Origin of the sequence: Actinoplanes solisilvae (assembly GCF_003999975.1) — a bacterium.
In the GTDB taxonomy this organism is placed as follows: domain Bacteria; phylum Actinomycetota; class Actinomycetes; order Mycobacteriales; family Micromonosporaceae; genus Actinoplanes; species Actinoplanes solisilvae.
The window spans coordinates 60,728-80,095 of sequence record NZ_RJAC01000005.1; the positions used below are offsets into that span (position 1 = coordinate 60,728).

Annotated in this window: 19 protein-coding genes; 9 read left to right on the plus strand and 10 right to left on the minus strand. The window is 69.0% G+C overall.

Annotation, left to right across the window (positions count from 1 at the left end):
- Nucleotides 1-25: 25 nt before the first annotated feature.
- Together EER30_RS15945 and EER30_RS15950 are read right to left on the minus strand one after the other, a co-directional pair.
- Nucleotides 26-241 (minus strand): sulfurtransferase TusA family protein, encoded by a 216-nt coding sequence (locus EER30_RS15945; protein WP_127501242.1) that lies wholly within the window; start codon nt 239-241, stop codon nt 26-28.
- A complete protein-coding gene (locus EER30_RS15950; RefSeq protein WP_240670049.1) occupies nt 241-1,386 on the minus strand; it encodes a cysteine desulfurase family protein in 1,146 nt (381 codons plus the stop codon). Before EER30_RS15950 ends, EER30_RS15945 begins: the two co-directional genes overlap by 1 nt.
- Before the next feature lie 250 nt (nt 1,387-1,636).
- On the opposite strand from EER30_RS15950, the gene ctaC reads away from it, so the two are divergent.
- A complete protein-coding gene (gene ctaC / locus EER30_RS15955; RefSeq protein WP_127501551.1) occupies nt 1,637-2,515 on the plus strand; it encodes an aa3-type cytochrome oxidase subunit II in 879 nt (292 codons plus the stop codon).
- A 7-nt stretch (nt 2,516-2,522) separates the two neighbouring features.
- The gene (locus tag EER30_RS15960; RefSeq protein ID WP_127501244.1) at nt 2,523-2,948 is read left to right on the plus strand and encodes a cytochrome c oxidase subunit 4; all 426 of its coding nucleotides are present in this window, start codon (nt 2,523-2,525) and stop codon (nt 2,946-2,948) included.
- Between the two features lie 1,339 nt (nt 2,949-4,287).
- On the opposite strand, the gene EER30_RS15970 is transcribed toward EER30_RS15960, so the two are convergent.
- From EER30_RS15970 to EER30_RS15985, 4 genes are all read right to left on the minus strand, one after another.
- The gene (locus EER30_RS15970; RefSeq protein ID WP_127501245.1) at nt 4,288-4,494 is read right to left on the minus strand and encodes a hypothetical protein; all 207 of its coding nucleotides are present in this window, start codon (nt 4,492-4,494) and stop codon (nt 4,288-4,290) included.
- Nucleotides 4,495-4,615: 121 nt separating this feature from the next.
- Complete coding sequence (gene trpD / locus EER30_RS15975) at nt 4,616-5,674, minus strand: anthranilate phosphoribosyltransferase (RefSeq protein WP_127501246.1); 1,059 nt, start codon at nt 5,672-5,674, stop codon at nt 4,616-4,618.
- A 50-nt stretch (nt 5,675-5,724) separates the two neighbouring features.
- On the minus strand, nt 5,725-6,162 hold the full coding sequence (locus tag EER30_RS15980; protein ID WP_127501247.1) for a hypothetical protein: 438 nt from the start codon (nt 6,160-6,162) through the stop codon (nt 5,725-5,727).
- Between the two features lie 50 nt (nt 6,163-6,212).
- A complete protein-coding gene (locus EER30_RS15985; protein WP_127501552.1) occupies nt 6,213-7,190 on the minus strand; it encodes a cytochrome c oxidase assembly protein in 978 nt (325 codons plus the stop codon).
- Between the two features lie 124 nt (nt 7,191-7,314).
- On the opposite strand from EER30_RS15985, the gene ctaE reads away from it, so the two are divergent.
- The 5 genes from ctaE (at nt 7,315) to EER30_RS16010 (ending at nt 11,935) form a co-directional block, all read left to right on the plus strand.
- Nucleotides 7,315-7,914 (plus strand): aa3-type cytochrome oxidase subunit III, encoded by a 600-nt coding sequence (gene ctaE / locus EER30_RS15990; RefSeq protein WP_127501248.1) that lies wholly within the window; start codon nt 7,315-7,317, stop codon nt 7,912-7,914.
- A 52-nt stretch (nt 7,915-7,966) separates the two neighbouring features.
- On the plus strand, nt 7,967-8,821 hold the full coding sequence (qcrC, locus tag EER30_RS15995; RefSeq protein WP_127501249.1) for a cytochrome bc1 complex diheme cytochrome c subunit: 855 nt from the start codon (nt 7,967-7,969) through the stop codon (nt 8,819-8,821).
- Nucleotides 8,818-9,924: a cytochrome bc1 complex Rieske iron-sulfur subunit gene (qcrA, locus tag EER30_RS16000; RefSeq protein WP_127501250.1), complete on the plus strand. Its 1,107-nt coding sequence runs from the start codon at nt 8,818-8,820 to the stop codon at nt 9,922-9,924. Before qcrC ends, qcrA begins: the two co-directional genes overlap by 4 nt.
- On the plus strand, nt 9,921-11,528 hold the full coding sequence (gene qcrB, locus EER30_RS16005) for a cytochrome bc1 complex cytochrome b subunit (RefSeq protein WP_127501251.1): 1,608 nt from the start codon (nt 9,921-9,923) through the stop codon (nt 11,526-11,528). Before qcrA ends, qcrB begins: the two co-directional genes overlap by 4 nt.
- A gap of 119 nt (nt 11,529-11,647) precedes the next feature.
- Complete coding sequence (locus EER30_RS16010) at nt 11,648-11,935, plus strand: Lrp/AsnC family transcriptional regulator (RefSeq protein WP_127501252.1); 288 nt, start codon at nt 11,648-11,650, stop codon at nt 11,933-11,935.
- Between the two features lie 519 nt (nt 11,936-12,454).
- On the opposite strand, the gene EER30_RS16015 is transcribed toward EER30_RS16010, so the two are convergent.
- The 4 genes from EER30_RS16015 to EER30_RS16030 form a co-directional block, all read right to left on the minus strand.
- The gene (locus EER30_RS16015) at nt 12,455-13,288 is read right to left on the minus strand and encodes a nucleotidyltransferase family protein (protein WP_127501253.1); all 834 of its coding nucleotides are present in this window, start codon (nt 13,286-13,288) and stop codon (nt 12,455-12,457) included.
- Nucleotides 13,285-13,734 (minus strand): NUDIX hydrolase, encoded by a 450-nt coding sequence (locus EER30_RS16020; protein ID WP_127501553.1) that lies wholly within the window; start codon nt 13,732-13,734, stop codon nt 13,285-13,287. Before EER30_RS16020 ends, EER30_RS16015 begins: the two co-directional genes overlap by 4 nt.
- An 83-nt stretch (nt 13,735-13,817) precedes the next feature.
- Entirely contained in the window at nt 13,818-15,608 is a 1,791-nt protein-coding gene (locus tag EER30_RS16025) for a RelA/SpoT family protein (RefSeq protein ID WP_127501254.1), read from the minus strand.
- 108 nt (nt 15,609-15,716) lie between these two features.
- The gene (locus EER30_RS16030; RefSeq protein ID WP_127501255.1) at nt 15,717-17,516 is read right to left on the minus strand and encodes a DEDD exonuclease domain-containing protein; all 1,800 of its coding nucleotides are present in this window, start codon (nt 17,514-17,516) and stop codon (nt 15,717-15,719) included.
- Between the two features lie 103 nt (nt 17,517-17,619).
- Between EER30_RS16030 and EER30_RS16035 the strand changes: the two genes are divergently transcribed.
- Both EER30_RS16035 and EER30_RS16040 read left to right on the plus strand, forming a co-directional pair.
- Nucleotides 17,620-18,990 (plus strand): NYN domain-containing protein, encoded by a 1,371-nt coding sequence (locus tag EER30_RS16035; protein ID WP_127501256.1) that lies wholly within the window; start codon nt 17,620-17,622, stop codon nt 18,988-18,990.
- A 117-nt stretch (nt 18,991-19,107) separates the two neighbouring features.
- Nucleotides 19,108-19,329 carry a hypothetical protein gene (locus EER30_RS16040; protein ID WP_127501257.1) on the plus strand — a complete coding sequence of 74 codons (222 nt, stop codon included), beginning with the start codon at nt 19,108-19,110 and terminating at the stop codon, nt 19,327-19,329.
- Nucleotides 19,330-19,368 lie beyond the last annotated feature (39 nt).

Here is a 19,368-nt window from a genome sequence, read left to right on the forward strand (position 1 = left end):
GGGCGGTGGCCGGGGTTGGACCGGCTCAGCCAGTCCGGCGTACTTCAAACACGTCTTTCTCGGGCGAACCCAAGTACTCCTGAGACTTCATGCGGCACCACGCCTGCACGTCGTTCTCCGCCGCGGGGTCGTCCGCGAGCAGGCGCACCACGCCGCCGACCGGCACGTCGCCGATCCGCTGGGCCAGCCTGATGATCGGTAGCGGGCACTTGAGGCCCCGGCAGTCGAGCACAAGATCCATCACATTCCCGCTTCCCGGCGCAGGCCCTCGACGATGCCGGGCAGCACGGTCAGGAACCGTTCGACGTCCGCCTCCGACGTGCCCGAATGCAGCGAGACCCGTACGTTTCCATGGCTGAGCACGCCCATCGCCTCGAGCACGTGACTGGGCCGCAGCGTCGACGCCGTGCACGACGAACCCGACGAGACCGCGAACCCGGCCCGGTCGAGCGCGTGCAGCAGCGCCTCCCCGTCGACATAGAGGCACGAGAACGTGACCAGGTGCGGCAGCCGCTCGACGGGATCGCCGACCACCTCGACGTCCGGAACGGTCATCGGCACCCGCTCCCGGATGCGGTCGACCAGCGCGCTCAGACGTACGCCCTCGGTCTGGGCCTCGGCTCGGACGGCGCGCAGGCTGGCCGCCGCGGCCACCACGGCCGGCAGATCGACACTCCCGGGCGCCTGAGGGCGATAAAGATCATCTTGTGGGTACGGGGAGATCCAGCGCACACCTTTGCGAACCGCCAGGACGCCGACGCCGGGAGGGCCGCCCCACTTGTGCGCGCTGGCGCTCAGCAACGACCAACCGCCGGGTACGTCGACCCGCCCGACCGACTGCGCGGCGTCGACGAACAGCGGCACGCCCGCCTCGTCGCAGTAGCTCGCGGCGGCCGCGACCGGCTGCACCGTCCCGACCTCGTGACTCGCACTGATCAGCGAGGCCAGCGCCACGCCGTCGCCGCTCACCGCGCGTTCCCAGGCCTCGAGGTCAAGCCGGCCCCGACGATCGACACCCACCTCGATCGCCTTGCCGCGAGCGGCCGCGTGCAGCACGGCTGAATGCTCGATGGCGCTGTGCACGAGCGTGTCGCCCCGGCGAGCCCGGCCGGCGAGCGCTCCGAGCACGGCGGCCTGCGCGGCCGCCGTACCCGAGGGCCAGAAAGACACCTCGTCCGGTCGTACGCCCAGAACCTCGGCAAATGCAGCACGGGCCGCATCGGACAACTGCTGAGCCCGGCGGCCGGCCGAATAGAGGCGCGCGGGATCGGCCCAGCCGTCGGAAAGCGCAGCCAGAAGGGCCTCACGGGCCACCGGATGAAGCGGCGCCGCCGACGCCGCGTCGAGGTAAGCGGGTGGACCAACGGGATCGGGCGTGATTTCCACCTTGCGAACGGTATCGTCCGGTTGACGAAGGGCATTCGCGCACGGCCGAAGATCGGACCCCCGAAACGGTGGGACAGGGCCTGGTCGAGTAATGTGCGACCGACGGTGACGCCTGGCCATTCGTGTCCGTTTCGGGCGGGAGGCGGCGCTGCTAAGGAGGCAAGAGCAGGTGAGCGCAAAGAGTTCGGCCGTGCGGCCGCGAGCGGCAGTCCGGATCGCCGGGCTCGGTCTCAGCGGGTCGGCACTGCTGATGCTGCTCTCGGGATGTTCGCTGGAAGGTGTAGGCGACGCGTTCGGCCACTTCGGCTGGCCGGGCAAGGGCATCACCCTGCAGGCCCACAGGATGTACGACCTGTGGATCGCCTCGGTGATCGCCGCGCTGATCGTGGGCATCTTCGTGTGGGGCCTGATCTTCTGGTGCATCATCCGATACCGCAAGCGCGGTGACGAGCTGCCCGTGCAGACCCGGTTCAACATGCCGATGGAGGTGCTCTACACGGTCACCCCGGTGCTGATCGTGGGTGTGCTCTTCTACTACACGGCGATCGTGCAGACCGACGTCGACAAGCTCTCGAAGAACCCCGACCAGGTGGTCGAGGTCGTCGCGTTCAAGTGGAACTGGCAGTTCAACTACCGCGACGGGCTCGGCAAAGAGGCCAACACGGTCGCCTCGACGGTCGGTTCGTCCGATGTGATCCCGCTGCTGGTCCTGCCGGTCGGCGAGAAGATCCGCATCGAGGAGACGAGCAAGGACGTCATCCACTCGTTCTGGGTGCCCGAAATCCTCTTCAAGCGCGATGTGTTCCCGGGCAATGTTCGCAACCAGTTCGAGTTCACGCTCGACAAGGAAGGCCGCTACGTCGGCCGGTGCGCCGAACTCTGCGGGACCTACCACGCGTTCATGAACTTCGAGCTGGTCGTGGTCTCGCCCGAACGGTTCGACACGTTCCTCCAGGCGAAGGAGGGCGGCGCCACCACGCAGGAAGCGATGGGGGCCATCGGTTACACCGGCGACCAGCAGTACGCCGTGACCACCGAGCCGTTCAACACGCGCCGCCAGAAGAACAGCTGGAACCAGCGGGACGCCGTCGCCTCAGGCACGGGCGCCGTGACCACGGCCGGGAAGTAGGGGAAGCGTGCGCACCGAATACAAGATCTTCGCCGGCGTCGCGGTCTTCCTCTTCGGAGCGGCCACCGTCTACGGCATCTACACCCACTTCTCCACCGGTCAGATCGAGTGGATCGGCTTCGTGGCGCTGATCCTTTCCGGACTGTTGTGCTCGATGTGCGGCGGCTTCTTCTGGTTCGTCGCCCGCCGCATCGACCTGCGCCCGGAAGACCGCGAGGACGGCGAGATCGCGGAAGGGGCTGGCGAGATCGGCTTCTTCAGCCCCGGCAGCTACTGGCCGTTCGGGATCGCCCTGTCCTGCACCGTCGCCGGCCTCGGCCTGGTGTTCTGGATGTGGTGGCTGGTGCTCGTGGGCATGATCTTGGTGATCTTCTCGTCGTGCTCGATGATCTTTGAGTACTACACGGGAACCCGGCACCCCGCGGAGCACTGAGTTTATGGCTCCGCTTCGCTCCGCAGGGGCAGTCGTCTTTTAGGTCAATGGCTTGAGCCCGGTTTTCCGACGCGCAAACACCACGGCGTCGGAAAACCGGGCTCAAGTCATTGACGACGACTGCCCGGGTAGCTCTCGCCCGTCGCCTTCACGAAAAGCAGCGCGCCTCGCTCGCTCTCGCACCCCGCCTTCACGAAAAGCAGCGCGCCTCGGCCGCGCTCAAACAGGCACCTAAGTGCGTAGTCCACGGCCGCGAAGACCCTCGTGAACCGCCGTCGCTCAGCGTCCGCCCGGCACCAGCGCAAGCGCGCCGCTCGTCAACGGCCCTCGCGCAACCACGAGCTCCGCCCTCATGCGAACGCGCCGTCCGTGAACGGCCCTCGCGCAACCACTAGAGAGCCTCCGGGGTCGAGGTCTGCCCTGGAGGCCCGGTGCAGGCATCTGGTTCGCGCAGCCGTTCCCCGAGGCCCAATCCGCCCTACCCATGACGGCCGGTCGTGGTGACTGGTTGGTCGCGCAGGCTGTCCAGGCCGGCCACCGTCGTGGTGCCGCAGTGATGCGGCCGGTCGCGGTGACCGGTTGGTCGCGCAGGCTGTCCAGGCCGGCCACCGTCGTGGTGCCGCAGTGGTGCGGCCGGTCGCGGTGACCGGTTGGCTCGCCGCCGTGCCTAAACCAGGAAACGGGCCCTTCCCCGGCTTGATCGTTGATGCAGGGGCCTCGATCGCGTTCCAGGGGCCTGAAACCAGGATCTCGGATCGATCATGGAAGGGGAGGGCCTGTAATCCTGAAATTGGGAACTGTCATCCGGCTTGACTGCTTGTCAGCGCAACGGGCGGCGCCGCGCGGCACCACGACGCCGGCCCGCCTGGAAAGCCTCAGTGACCACCGTGCCGCCGCGACCGACCCGGGCCGAATGCCCGACCCGGGCCGAATGCCCGACCCGGGCCGAATGCCCGACCCGGGCCGAATCCCCGACCCGGGTAGCTGAGTGCAGACCTCCGCGGCAAAAGCTCTCTAGCTCCGCACTCATGCGAACGCGCCGTCCGTCAACAGTCCTCGCGAAACCACTCACCCCGTAGCTGAACCGAGCGCGCCATCCGAGTCGCGGTCATCGCCCCCTACCGTGCGCGAGGGCGCTGTCCGAGAACTGCGTGGGCAGTCGCCGTCAATGACTTGAGCCCGGTTTTCCAACGACGTGGTGTTTGCGTCGTTGGAAAACCGGGCTCAAGTCATTGGCCTAAAGGGCGACTGCCCCTGCGGAGCGAAGCGGAGCCATGAGCTACGCAGCGGAGCCATGAGCTACGCAGCGGAGCCATGAGCTACGCAGCGGAGCCATAAGCTACGCAGCGGCCCGCCGCTGTTGCGGCGCGATGCGTCGCGGTGGAGTGGGATGGCCCAGCCAGAGGTGGGCGACGATCGGGGCGACCACTTCGGCGGCGCCGCAGCGGGTGCAGACCAGTTCTTCGGCCGGGTCAGTGGTGGTGGAGGGCAGCTCGAAGATCATGTCGCCGTCGCAGATGATGCAGCGTGGGGTCTGGTCGGACACGGGTGGCTCCTCTCTTCGCCGGAAGGTGGAATTACCCGAAACTGATTCCGACGCTGCCATGTAAAAGCGGCATTTGGGAGTATTGCACGCGGCGTGTCTGCTGTGAGATTGGTTGTCCGGGTTACTCGCCGGCTTTGGCCTGCTGGGCCGCGTCGACCCAGCGCGCCAGCTGAGCCGTCGCCGCCCCGGAGTCGATCGTTTCCTGGGCCCGGACGATCCCGGCCCGCAGCGTGTCTCTGAGATCGCCGGGAAAGCCCGCCTGAGCAGCGAGGGCAGCCGCCACGTTCAGAACAACCGCATCCCGTACGGGCCCGGGCTCGCCCGCGAATGTGCGGTGAGCCACGTCGGCGTTGAAGGCCGCGTCCCCACCACGCAGGGCGGCCGGCTCGCTGCGGGGCAGGCCGAGCTCGACCGAGTCGATCAGGAGTTCCTCGACCTTGCCGTCGGCGGCCTTCCACAGCCGGGTCGGGGCGGCGGTCGTGAATTCGTCGAGGCCGTCCTCGCCCCGCATGACCAGCACCGAGTCGCCGCGGCGGGCGAAGACGGCGGCCATCACGGGTGCCATGCGCGGGTCGAAGCAGCCGACCGCGGCGGCCGTGGGCCGGGCCGGGTTGGTCAGTGGGCCGAGCACGTTGAAGAACGTCGGCAGGCCCAGCTCGCGTCGTGTGACGGCGGCGTGCCGCATGCCGGGGTGGTAGCGGGCCGCGAAGCAGAACCCGATGCCCGCGCCGGTGACCGTGCTCTTCACGCCCGCGGGGCCCAGGTCGAGCGGGATGCCGAAGTGTTCCAGCAGGTCAGCGGTGCCCGTGGTCGAGGAGGCCGACCTGTTACCGTGTTTGACCACCGTCACACCGGCGGCGGCTGTGATGATCGCCGCCATCGTCGAGATGTTCACGGTGTTGGCCCGGTCTCCGCCGGTGCCGACAACGTCGACAGCGCTTGTCCGTACGTCTTCCGGCAGCTCGACCAGCGTGGCGTTGGCCAGCATCGCCTCGACCAGGCCGGCCAGTTCGCCCGGCGTCTCGCCCTTGGCCCGCAGTGCGACGGCGAACCCGGCGATCTGGGCCGGGGTCGCGTTGCCGGTCATGATCTCGCCCATGGCCCAGGCGGTGTCGGCGGTCCCGAGTTCCTCGCCGCGCAGCAGTGCGCTCGTCAGATTCGGCCAGGTGCGTGCGCCCATGGCGGGGCCTCCGGGGATGCGGGGGAGTGTCGGTGAGTGTGGAGCCTCGGTCAGCCCAGCGTGCCGAGGGTGCCCAGCGGGACGGCGCCGTTGCGGCGGGCCCGGAGCATCGCGGCGACGGTCTGGCCGGTGGTGACCGGGTCGAGCGGCGCGACGAGGGTCTGGTCGACCTGAGCGTACGCGGCCAGCCAGCGGTCGGCGGCGCGAGCGAGGACCACGCAGGTGGGCGGCGGGGTGGCGTACTCGTCCTTGGTCTGGCGGGCGATGCCGAGGCCGCCGGCGGGTGCTGCCTCGCCGTCGAGCACCATCAGGTCGATCTCGTACTTGTCGAGGAGATCGCGGCAGTCTTCCCAGGTGGTGGCGTCGGCGAACTCGACCTGCAGGTCGGCGGCCGGTCGCACCCCGATCGCCAGCCGGATGCGGTCACGCACAGCGGGATCGTCGCTGTAGAGGAGGACCGTGTACTGAGTGATCTGCGCGTCGCTCATTTTGTGCCCCGGTTCACGTCGTAGGTGCCCGCCGATCGTAACGGAACCGTTTACGCGATGTCCGACCCCGGTACGCGGGTGTCGGCGGGGGCCTCGTTTGTGATCTTGGCTGCATCGGAGCGGGCCTGCGCGGCGGCCTCCTCGGCCTCCTGCCGGTCGAGCGCGCGGTCGATGCGGCGGGCTTCGCGTTCGGACTGGCGCACCCACTGCACGATCAGGATGCCCAGCATCGTGACGCTGACGATCTCGCCGCCGGCCCACAGGATGCCGCCCGCCGTGACCTGGTCGGCGACCGGATCTGTCCAGCTCAGGCCCAGGTTTCGGTAGTAGTCGCCGGCCAGCAGCGTGGGGCTCTGCATGATCGTCAGGCCGAGGACGGTGTGGAACGGCACCGACAGCACCATGAGCAGGGCGCGGCCGGGGTAGGGCCAGCGGCCGGGCAGCGGGTCGAGGCCCAGCAGCGGCCAGAAGAACAGGCAGCCGGTGACGATGAAGTGCACGTGGATGAACTCGTGCAGCCACGAGTGCAGCAGCGTCTGCTCGTAGAGGCCGGTGAAGTAGAGGACGAACGGGTTCGCCACGAAGATCCCGAAGGCGACGAGCGGGAACGTCAGAACCTTGGCGGCCCGGCTGTGCAGCAGCGCGAGCAGCTTGTTGCGAGGAGCCGAGGGCAGCGTACGCAGGGCGAGCGTGACCGGTGCGCCGAGCGCCAGGAAGATCGGCCCGACCATCGACAGCACCATGTGCTGGACCATGTGCACGGAGAGCAGCGTGGTGTCGTACGCCTCGATGCCGGTGATCGTCACGGCCGCGATCGAGCCCAGTCCACCGGCGACGAAGGCGACCGTGCGCCCGACCGGCCAGTGATCTCCACGCTGCCGAAGCCGGTAGACGCCGTAGCCGTAGAGGGCCGCGGAGACCAGCAGGAAGAGCGCGACCAGGCTGCCGAAGTGGATCTCTGTGAAGATCGCACCCGGCGTGAACGGCGGGAGGACAGTATTCCCGGCTGCGGCGGCTAGTGGTGGCATTTCGGCTGACTGCACCTCTCGAGGCTAGGCCTATCCGGTCCGGTCCAGATATTCCGGGCTGCAACTGGTGCCTGATTCGACCCCCCGCAGCACGTTGCACTGATCGCGGGGCAATAATGAGGCCGTGACAGCGGCCTCAGCCATCGACAAGAGCAGGATCCACTCCCTGACGCGACCCAACATGGTCAGCGTCGGCACGATCGTGTGGCTCTCCAGCGAGCTCATGTTCTTCGCGGCGTTGTTCGCGATGTACTTCTCGATCCGTGCGGCAGCGCCCGAGCAGTGGGCGGAGCACACCCGGCACCTCGAGATCCCGTACGCGACGACGTTCACGGTGATCCTGGTGCTCTCCTCGGTCACCTGCCAGCTCGGCGTCTTCGCGGCGGAGAAGGGTGACGTGTTCGCGCTGCGGCGCTGGTTCACCATCACCTTCGTGATGGGCCTGATCTTCGTGCTCGGCCAGGCGAACGAGTACCGCAACCTCGTCCACGAGGGCATCAAGCTCAACGGCGACGGTTACGGCTCCATGTTCTACCTGACGACCGGCTTCCACGGCCTGCACGTCACCGGCGGTCTGATCGCCTTCATCGTCTACATGATCCGCACGACGATGGGCCGGTTCACGCCTGCCCAGGCGACGTCGGCGATCGTCGTGTCGTACTACTGGCACTTCGTGGACATCGTGTGGATCGCGCTGTTCGCCATGATCTATTGGCTGCAGTAGACCCCCGCGTCCGCCCATGAGTTTCAGGTCAAAACCCAGAGGGACACAGCCCATGACTTCTGACACCCCCGCCGGCCGGCCCCGGTTCAGCCGGGTGTTCTCCCGCCGGCGCGGCGCGCCGAGCAAGACGCGTCGGCGCCTCGGCGCGGCGGTGCGCATGCTCGCCGCTCTCGCGCTCGCCGGCGGCGTCTACACCGCTTTCGCCCCGGGCGCGTTCGCCGACGAACCCCGGCAGCTCTCCGCCACGGCGCTCGAGGGAAAGCAGCTCTACGACAACAGCTGCCTCACCTGTCACGGGCGTGACGGTCAGGGTGTCGACGACCGCGGTCCGAGCCTGATCGGCGTCGGCTCGGCGTCGGTGGAGTTCCAGGTGGGCACCGGCCGCATGCCGATGGTCCGCCAGGAGGCCCAGGCCGAGCAGAAGCGGCCGCTGTTCGACAAGAACCAGACGAAGCAGCTCGGCCAGTACATCCAGGAGCTGGGTGGAGGCCCGCAGCTGCCCGAGGGCGAGCTCGTCGAGAACCTCGACGAGAACCCCGAGGCCCTCGCCCGCGGCGGCGAGCTGTTCCGGGTCAACTGCACGTCGTGCCACGGCTTCGGCGGCGGCGGCGGCGCACTCTCGTCGGGCAAGTTCGCCCCCGGCCTGCACGACGCCACCCCCGAGACGATCTACGCGGCGATGCTGAGCGGCCCGCAGAACATGCCGGTGTTCGGCGACAACCAGCTCACGCCGGACGAGAAGCGCGAGATCATCACCTACATCAACCTGCAGCTTCAGCAGGACAGGGACCCGGGCGGTCTGTTCAACCTGGGCCGCTACGGCCCGTCGACCGAGGGTGTCGCGATCTTCGTCGTCGGCATCACGATCCTGGTCTTCACGGCGCTGTGGATTGCGGGGAAGTCATGACCACGCTGCACCACGACACCGACGGCGACGCGAAGCCGTTCGATGTCCACCACCCGGACGCGACCCGGCTCGACATCATCAAAGAGGGCCTGCGCCGCGACGAGATCGAGCTCGTCACGTACGAGTCGCAGTTCCAGGGCACGAACTCGAAGGCCGAGAACCGCGTCGTCCGCAACATTGCGCTGCTGTTCATCATCGGTGGCATCGCCGGGTTTGCGTTCGTGGTCTTCTACATCGTGTGGCCCTGGCGCTTCGAGCTCGGCCACACGATGGGCGACTACTTCACCCCCATCCTCGGCATCTCGCTCGGCATCTCGCTGTTCGCGATCGGCTTCGCGATCCTGGCCTGGGCCAAGAAGCTGCTCCCGCACGAGGTGTCGATCCAGGCGCGGCACGACGGCGCGCCGCCGACCGACGAGCAGAAGATCACCGGCCAGGCGATGCTCTTCGTCGCCGACGAGCTGACCACCGGCGTCCAGCGCCGTCCGCTGCTCAAGGGCGCGATCGGCTTCGGTCTGCTCCCGATCGGCCTGGCCGTGGGCGCGCCCCTGGTCGGTGGCCTGATCGAGAACCCGCACAAGGGCGAGCACCCCGACCTGTTCACGACCGGTTTCCACCCGTCCAACAACGGTGGCAACCCGGTGCGGCTCACCCGCGACGACGGCACCCCGATCCGCCCGGAGGACGTCAGCACCGGCGGCCAGATGACGGTCTTCCCCGGCATCCCGCACGGCGCCACCAACGAGTACGCCGACTCGCCCACCCTGCTCATCCACCTGCGCGGGGACGACGCGGCCAAGGCTCGCGCCGAGGCTGACGCCGACCCGCGCAACAAGGGGTCGATGTGGGGCGACTACATCGCGTACTCCAAGATCTGCACGCACGCCGGTTGCCCGGCGAGCCTGTACGAGCAGCAGACCAACCGCCTGCTGTGCCCCTGCCACCAGTCGCAGTTCCTGATCACCAGGAACGCGCAGCCGATCTTCGGCCCCGCCACCCGCCGGCTGCCCATGCTGCCGCTGGGAGTGGACGAGGAGGGCTACTTCGTGGCAACGTCCGACTACAAGGACACTGTCGGACCTGACTTCTGGGAGCGGCCGTGAAGCGTCGGAAAGCAGATCTTCAACAGGCGCCGGTCACCTTCGCCAAGGGCGTAGACGAGCGGTTCCAAGCCTCCACGCCCCTGCGGGCGCTGCTCAACAAGGTCTTCCCGGACCACTGGTCCTTCCTGCTGGGCGAGATCGCGCTGTTCTCGTTCATCATCCTGCTGCTCACCGGCGTGTTCCTGACGCTCTTTTTCGACCCGTCGATGACGGAGACCGCCTACCAGGGCTCCTACCCCGCCCTGCGCGGCACGGAGATGTCCCAGGCGTACGCGTCGTCGCTGCACCTGTCGTTCGAGGTGCGCGGCGGTCTGTTCATGCGGCAGATGCACCACTGGGCCGCGCTGCTGTTCGTGGCGTCGATCGTCGTGCACATGCTGCGCATCTTCTTCACCGGTGCATATCGCAAGCCGCGTGAGACGAACTGGGTCATCGGCATGGCCCTGTTCCTGCTGGCCTTCCTGGCCGGCTTCACCGGCTACTCGCTCCCCGACGACGGCCTCTCCGGCACCGGCCTGCGCATCGCCTCGGCGATCATGCTGTCCATCCCGGTCGTCGGCACCTGGGTGTCGGCCGCGATCTTCGGCGGCGAGTTCCCCGGCCACTTCATCATCGGCCGGTTCTACATCGTGCACGTGCTGCTCATCCCAGCCGGCCTGCTCGGCCTGATCACGGTCCACCTGGCCCTGGTCTTCAAGCAGAAGCACACCCAGTGGCCCGGCCCGATGCGCACCAACACCAACGTGGTCGGCGAACGCATGTTCCCGCGCTACGCGCTCAAGCAGGGCGGCTTCTTCATGGCCGTCTTCGGCACGATCGCGCTGCTCGCGGGTCTGTTCCAGATCAACCCGATCTGGCTGTTCGGTCCCTACCGCGCCTCCGAGGTCTCCTCGGCGTCCCAGCCCGACTGGTACGTCATGTTCCTCGACGGCCTGGTCCGGCTCATGCCGAACTGGCAGATCTACCTGGGCGACTACAGCATCCCGCCGCTGTTCTGGCCGGCCGTCGTCGGCCTCGGCTTCTTCACCACGGCCCCGATGGTCTGGCCGTGGCTCGAAGCCCGCAAGAGCGGCGACAAGCGCATCCACAACCTGCTGGAACGCCCGCGCGACAACCCGGAACGCGTCGGTGTCGGCGTCATGGCGGTCACGTTCTTCCTGATCGGCACGATCTCCGGCGCCAACGACGTCATCGCTGACAAGTTCCACATCAGCCTGAACGCGATGACCTGGGCCGGCCGCATCGGCCTGATCATCCTGCCGCCGATCATGTACTTCATCGCCGTACGCATCTGCCTCGGCCTGCAACAGCACGACCGCGAAGTCCTCGCCCACGGCGTGGAGACGGGCATCATCCGTCGCCTCCCGAACGGCCAGTTCGTCGAAATCCACCAGCCGCTCGGCCCGGTCGACGACCACGGCCACCCCATCCCGCTGGAATACGGCGGCTGGGTCGTCCCGAAGAAGATGAACCGGGTCGGTGCCCTCGCGCCGGCGGTCAAGGGCTTCTTCTTCCCGGTCGAAAAGCCGGCCGAAGCCCCAGTGTCGCCGGGCATGCCGCCGGTGAGCGGGGCCGACCGCGAAGAAGTCACCAGCGGTCGCTAGAACCGAAGAAGCACGAAGAGAAGGGGCCTGCGAAAGCGGGCCCCTTCTCACGTCTGGGAACCGAACCGGCGGATAGCATGGTCGCGACCATCCCGCCCTCATAGCCGAGGAGCCCGCGAGTGAACACCGCGATCGTGCACATCGACTGCGCCACCGACTCGATCCCCGAGGTGGCAGAAGCACTGGCCGCTCTTGACGGGGTCAGCGAGGTCTACTCTGTGGCCGGGAACGTCGACCTGATCGCTATCGTTCGGGTGTCCCGGTTCGATGACATCGCTGAAGTTATCGCTGGGAAGATTTCTAAGACTCCTGGGGTCGTTAATACCGAGTCTCATATCGCGTTCCGGGCTTATTCCAAGCATGACCTTGAGGATGCGTTTGCTATTGGGTTGCCGGACGCTGATTGATGCCCTTTGGCTTTCTTGCGCTTTGACGGCTGAGGCCGGGGTGGCAGTTCATGGCAAAATAAAAAGCATCCTATTGCCATGAACTACCACCCCGGCCTCAGCCTTGCGTGGTGGTCGGTGACGGCCAGGGAATGGGTCAGCCCCGGCTCTGATTGCATCTTGGCCTGAATGATCCCCTTGCGGGACGTAGATCGGCTTCCGCGCTGTGGTCTTGCCTGTCGGCATGTCACCCGGGCGGAGCTTGGCGGTGGTCAAGCAGCCGCACCGTGCCGGTTCGGGCCGGACGCTTCGCGCCCTTCAAAGGGGAGAGCTCAGAGCCCTTGGGTAAAGGGTCGCGGCCAGTGGGGGATGAGACAAGGTGGGGTAGTGCTCGGGTAAAGAAATGTTCTCGGGCGGGATCGTTGGTTGTGGCGCTCGGACAGCCGGGCGGCGCGGTTTGATGGGGCGTATTCCCAAGCGGCTGCCTGACAAAGTGGCTGGATCTCCGAGCGTTCGGGCCGGGGGCTGGGGCGCCAGGGTTTAGCGGACCTGGACCGTCAAACCGTGGGGGCCGCGGATGGCATCACTCAAGGACTCGGAAGTGGACACCGTGGCAGAGGGCCAGACGACGCTGCGGAGGACGGAACCGTGTACGGCGGCGGCGGGGCCCACTACCGAGGACGTGACGGAGCCGGTGACCACGGCGGAGGGGTCTACCAGGGAACCGCCGTGCGCGGCGTGCAGGTTGGCTCGTAGGTAGTCGGTGGGGGTGCCGGTGTCTATGTAGATGCCGTCGTAGTTGATGAGCTCCAGGGCGTGCTCGGCCTCGGCGGGGCGCCAGACCGTGCGTACCAGGTCGCTGGGGGTTTCGGCGAGGTCGCGGACGTAGCGCCAAGGCAGGAGTGAGAAGCCGGTGAAGCGGCGGCCGCTGAAGCCGCCGGTGGCGCCGGGGAGGTTGGGCTTGGTGAGCATGCGGACGGTGTCGCCGGACCAGCCGTCCAGGAGGGCGGCTACGTCCTTGCCGGGGTCGCGAGCCGGGTCGGACAGGTAGGCGTCGGCGTTGCCGACCAGGGCGCCACGGCCGTCGATCCAGTGCTTGAGACGGCCTACGCCGCCGGAGGTGCCGACCGGGCCGTCGGGCTCGACCGAGAGGTGGGCGCGGTCGCCAACGTGCCGTACCACCTGGTTGGACAGGTAGGCGGCGTTCACGGCCACGTCGGTCAGGCCCAGGCCGGTCAAGCGGGCCAGGGCATGGTCCAGGAGGGCGACGTTGCCGACCGGGCACAGGGCCTTGGGGACCAGCGACGTCAGGGGGCGCAGGCGCTGGCCCTCGCCGGCGGCCAGGATGATGCCGGCGACCTCGGGGGTGGTCACGGGTGGCCCGGCCACTGGGTCAGGTCGTAGTGCTTCAGCAGGTGGGTCGTGTTCGAGGTCAGGCGGGGCAGGTCGGACAGGGAGAACCAGTCGGCCGCCACGATCTCGCCGCCGTCGATGTGCAGTTCTGTGTCGGAGGCGTTGACCATGCCGAACCAGACGGTGTCGACCACGCCGACGGTGTGGATGATCGCGTTGGGGGTGCCGGGCGTCAGAGCCTCGGGGGCCACGCGGACGCCGGTCTCCTCGAAGAGTTCGCGGGCGGCGCCGACGTGGGGGGCCTCGTGGCGCTTCAAGAGGCCGGCGGGGAGGCTCCAGCCCTTCTTGCTGGGCTGACGCAGCAGCAGGAGCCGGTCGGACTCGGTGTCGCGGATCAGGGCGACGGCGCCGACCAGGTATTTCGGGGCGACCAGGCGCACGGCGGCGCGGCGCAGAGGACTCGGCATGCGGTAGAACGTCTGATATGCGTACGCCCGCACGCGCCGAGTCAGATTCACGTACGTAAGGCTACTGGGGCGGGGGACGCCGGTCAGTCGGGGTGGTCGACCAGGGCGATGAGCTGCTCGACCACGGTGTCGGGCTCGAGGTTGCGCTCGCAGACGGCGACCAGCATGGTTTCGAGGTCGGGATAGCCGAGCTCTTCGGCCAGGCGGCGCAGGGGCACCTCGCTGGCCAGGCCCCGGTCGTGTTTGCGGAGTGTCAGGCCGATCGTCGCGCGGCCCAGGCGTACCTTGTCGGCGATGCTGATGCCGGGTTCGTTCTGCTCGTCGAAATAGCGGTTGATCTGCATCTGGGCCTGGCTCGATTTGACGAAGCCGAGCCACTCGCGGCGCGGGCCGCGAGGAGCGTTCGGCTCCACCTCCACGTGGCCGTCGGTCTCGGCGAAGATCTCGACCACGTCGCCGTCGCGGAGCTGGGAGCTGAGCGGGGCGAGGCGGCCGTTGATCGTCGCCGCGAGACACTGGTCGCCGGTCTGGGAGCTCAGCTCGTAGGCCAGGTCGACGGGGGTGGAGCCGCCGGGCAGCTCGATCGCGTGGCCGTGGGCGAAGACCGTGATCTGAGCCTCGGCGAGGTCGCAGCGCAGCGAGGCGAGGAACTGGGCGGCGTCGGTGGTGTCCTGCTGCCAGTCGAGCACCCGCTTGAGCCAGGTGAGCTGGTCGGAGCCCGACGCCTCGGCGGTTTCCGCGTACTTCGGGTATCGGTAGGTCGTGGCGACGCCGTACTCCGAGTAGCGGTGCATCGCCCTCGTCCGGATCAGGACCTCGACGAGGCGGCCGTCGGGGCCGGTCACGGTGGTGTGCAGCGAGCGGTAGAGGTTGTTCTTGGGGGAGGCGATGAAGTCTTTGAAGCGGCCGGCGACCGGGCGCCACTGGCCGTGGATGGCGCCGAGCGCGGCGTAACAGTCGGTCTCGGGGCCGTCGACGATCACGGCGATGCGGGGCAGGTCGAACGGGACGGTGTGGCCGCCGGCGACCGTGTCCTTCCAGATCGAGTAGTAGTGCCGCGGGCGTGGGGTCACCTCGGCGGTCACGCGCTGGCGGCGCAGGGCCGCGCGGGCCTTGCCGCTGACCTCGCCGAGGTAGTCGTCCCAGCCGGGGCGGTTCTTCACGTGCTCGTCGATGCGCGCGAACGAGTCGGGCTCGAGGTGGAAGAGCACCACGTCGTCGAGGTCGCGCTTGAGGGCCTGGATGCCGAGCCGGTCGCAGAGCGGGACGAGCACGTCGAGGGTGGCGGTGGCGATGCGGGCGCGGCTCGCGGGCGAGCGGGCGTCGAGCGTACGCATGTTGTGCAGCCGGTCGGCCAGCTTGATCACGAGGACGCGCACGTCCTTGCCGGCCGCCACGATCATCTTGCGGATCGTCTCGGCCTCGGCCGCCTTGCCGTAGAACGCCTTGTCGAACTTGGTCACGCCGTCGACCAGGTGGGTCACCTCGGGGCCGAAGTCGCCGTGCAGCGCCTCAAGCGTGTAGCTCGTGTCCTCCACCGTGTCGTGCAGCAGGGCGGCGACCAGAGTGGTCGTATCCATGCCGAGGTCGGCGCAGATCTGGGCGACGGCAAGCGGATGGGTGATGTAGGGCTCGCCGGACTTGCGCATCTGGCCCCGGTGCATGTTCTCGGCGATCGCGTAGCCGCGCCGCAGGACGCCGGCGTCGGCCGACGGGTGCACGTTGCGGTGGGCCCGGGTCAGCGACGTCAAGGGATCGTCGTCGTTGCCGGGAAAGCTCAGGAACGAGCGGAGACGCTGAGTGATCGACTGGTCGCGCTGGGGACTTGGCAGGGCACGTCCAAGGGCGGCGCCGTGGCCGGCGTCGACGTCCACTGGACACCCCCTAACCGCAGGGCCACCGGTTCTCGCGCGGGGGACCGCGGGAGCCGATGACCAAATCGTCGTGAAGCCCCGCGAACCAGGCGTGGGATTCCACTTGCCTTACAGCCTAAGCGAGCGAGCGTCATCCGAACGGTCAGTTACCGATGAGCGAACGGCCGAGTCTTTGCCCGATGCTGCCGCTTCTGCCCTGTTGAGCAGGGTGGTGAAACGCGCGGCGCCACGAACCGGTGACACCCAGTCGCCAGAAGTTTCCACCAGCCGGGTGTCGGGCCGCTCGAGCCAGGCGAGGATCCGCTCGGTCTCCTCGGCCGACGCGGCCGGGATCGGGCCCCGTCCGGGTAGGACCGTCTCGGCGGTCAGGCGGACCGCGTCGAGCGTCGGGCGGGGGTGCTCGCGGGGCGGGGAGGTGGCCGCGCCGGCCAGCCTTCCGTGCCGGACGACGCAGATCTCCCAGCCGCCGTTCCCGTCCCGGCGCGCGGCGACGATCTCCGCCAGTCTGGTCAAAGCAGACAACCGCTGCATGCGTACGGTGGCTCGCAGCAGAGCGATCAGCCGGGAGCGCAGCACTGCCGCCTCCTCGTAGCGCTGCTTGTCGGACAGGGCCTCGATGCGTTCCATCAGGGCGTGGACGACCTGCTCGGGGTCACCGTGGATGGCGGTGCGGAACGGCAGCGCGGCCGTCACCTCGTACGCCTCGGGGGTGATCTTGTGCTCGCACGGGGCGGAGCAGCGGCCCAGCTCGGCGAGGGCGCAGGCGGGGGTGGGGGTGCGCACCGAGAGCTTGTGGCTGCACTGGCGCAGGGGGACGGCGTCGTAGACCCCGGCGGCGGCCAGCTCGGCCGTCTTGCGCGACGAGAACGGGCCGAGATAGGCCGCGTCGTCGTCGGCCAGCGCGCGGACCACCGACAACCGAGGGTAGGCCTCGGCGGTGAGTTTGAGCCAGACGACCCGGTCGGGATATTTGGACCGGCGGTTGTAGGGCGGGGAGTGGGCCGCGATCAGCCGCAGCTCACGCACCTCGGCCTCGAGCGAGTGGGCACACTCGACCGCTTCGACCCGGGTGGCGGCGCCGAGCATCTCGGAGATGCGCGCGCGTTTCTCGCTGGCCGTGAAATAGCTGCGGACGCGGGTGGCGATGTCTTTCGACGTGCCCACGTAGAGCGGGCGGTCGTCGGCGGCGCGGAAGACGTAGACCCCGGGGACGTGGGGCAGGCCGTCGGCCAGGTGACGCTGGCGGCGCTGGGTGGGGGTGACCGCCTTGGCGAACTCGATCGCGTCGCCGAGGGTGTGCACGCGGTAGCTGCCGAGCCGCTCGATCAGCCCGTGCAGCACGTCGACCGTCGCCCGGGCGTCGTCGAGCGCGCGGTGGTTGGGCTGCACGGGCGAGCGGAAGAACTGGGCCAGCGTGCCCAGCTTGCGGTTGGGCACCTCGTCGCGGGTGAGCGCGCGGCGGGCGACGGCGGCCGTGTCGAGCACCCGGGGCTGGGGCCAGGGGTAGCCGTGGCGGGCGCAGGCGGCCTTGAGGAAGCCGACGTCGTAGGGCGCGTTGTGGGCCACCAGGACCGAGCCGCGCAGGAACTCGAGCAGGCTGGGCAGCACCGCCTCGATCGGCGGGGCCGGGGCCAGCATGGCCTCGGTGATGCCGGTCAGGACGGTGATGAACGGCGGCAGCCGCTCACCCGGGTTGACCAGGGTCTGGAATTTGCCGAGCTCCTCCCCGCCGCGGACCTTGACCGCGCCGATCTCGGTGATGCCGGCGCCGTCGGCCGCGCCGCCGGTCGTCTCGAGGTCGAGCACCACGAAAGTGGTGTCGCTGAGCGAGAGCGCCGCCGGGTCGACCGACCCGTCGGCGCTCAGAAGCGTGTCCAGAGTGCCCTGGACATATGCCGGTTGTGCCACGGCGGGGAGATTAGAGCGGGGGTACGACAATAACGAAGCCGGTCCGGAAAAGATCACTTGCTTCGACAAGCTTTTCTCCGGTGCACGGTGGGAGAATAGGCAGATGTCCGAGCTCCAGCCTTCCGGCGACCGCCCTGATCAGGAGGCGTCTGTCCCGGATGCGGAGTTTGCCCCGGAACCGGTGCTGCCCGAGCCGGTCCGGCAACGGATCACGACCATGGCCGCGGCCGCCCTGCCGAGCCTGCCGGCCGACGAGGTCCCGCCCCAGATGCGCAAGGTCGCCCGGTTCGCGCCCAACCGCCGCGCGCGGCTCGGCGGCCGCGAGATCGCCGCTCAGCTCGCCGCCGACCCGCTGTTCCGCCAGCGCATCAGCGGCCGCTGCGTGACCGACGCCGGTGACCTGGGCGCGGCCGTCGCCTCCGGCGTGGCCCCGGCCGCCGCCGACCCGGTCGAGGTCGCCGCGCTGGCCTACCTGGCCCGTCCCGAGGGCTGGCGCGAGCTGATCGAGGAGGCCGGCCAGGCCGTGCAGGCCGAGGCCGACAGCGCCGCCGTCGCCCACCAGGTGCGCGAGGCCGACCAGCGCGCCGCCCGCGCCGAGCACGACCGCGCCGTGGCCAAGGTCGAGGCCGAGAAGCTGCGCGACGAGCTGGCCCGGGTCCGCGAGGAGCTCGGCCAGTTGCGCGAGGAACACCGCGCGAGCGGCCGGGCCCTGCGCGAGGCCCAGGCCCAGCAGAAGCGCGCGAGCGACCTGCTGGCCACCGAGAAGGGGCGCGCGTCGCGCGTCGCGGCCGACCACGACGCCGAGGTGCGCCGCCTCAAGAGCCGGCTGGCCGAGGCCGAGGCGCTCGCCGCCACCGGCAAGCAGGCGGCCAAGGACGCCCGGTCGGCCGACGACGCCCGGCTCTGGCTGCTGATCGAGACGATCGGGCAGGCCGCCTCCGGGCTGCGCCGCGAGCTCGCGCTCAACCCGACCGACAAGATGCCGGCCGACTTCGTCGCCGACGCGTCGGCCGAACGCCCCGGCTCGCCCGAGCGGTCCCGCGCCCGCGCGCAGGACACCGACGACCCCGGCCGGCTCGACCAGCTTCTGGCCCTGCCCCGGGCCCACCTGATCGTCGACGGCTACAACGTGACCAAGCGCGGCTTCGCCGAGATGTCGCTCGAACAGCAGCGCAAACGCCTGATCACCGGGCTCGGCGGCATCGCGGCCCAGACCGGCGACGAGGTGACCGTGGTCTTCGACGGCGCCGAGCGGGTGCACGGGCTTCCGCCGGCCCCGCGCGGGGTGCGGGTGCTCTTCTCGCGTAAGGGCGACACCGCCGACGAGCTGATCCGTCAGCTCGTGCGGGCCGAGCCGGCGGGCCGCCCCCTCGTGGTCATCTCCTCCGACCGCGAGGTAGCCGACGGCGTACGCCGCCACGGTGCGTACCCGATGGGGGCAGACTCCCTGCTTCGTCGGCTGTCCCGGTCCTGACCTGCGGTTTCCGGTTTTTGTCACACCCTGCGCCTAGCGTTCTGGTCACCGATGGTGGTCGGTCCGCGACGGTGCTTCCCCCGTTGACGTCGCGCCGCCACCCGGGGAGGAGGAGTGATGATCGTCGACTGCGGTCGCTGCGACCGAAATCCCGGTGAGTGCCGGGGCTGCCTGGTCGCAACCCTGCTGACCACGCCGGACGGCATCGGTGACCTGACGCCGGGCGAGCTGCGGGCGATCGAGGTGTTCGAGACGGCCGGCTTCGAGGTCGAGCTGCTCGAGACGCCCGAGCCGCCCGTGGTGGTGCCGATGTTCCCGCGAGGGCGTCACGTGGCGTGATCGCGCATCTCTAGGATGGTCGGTCACGGTGTGTTGCCG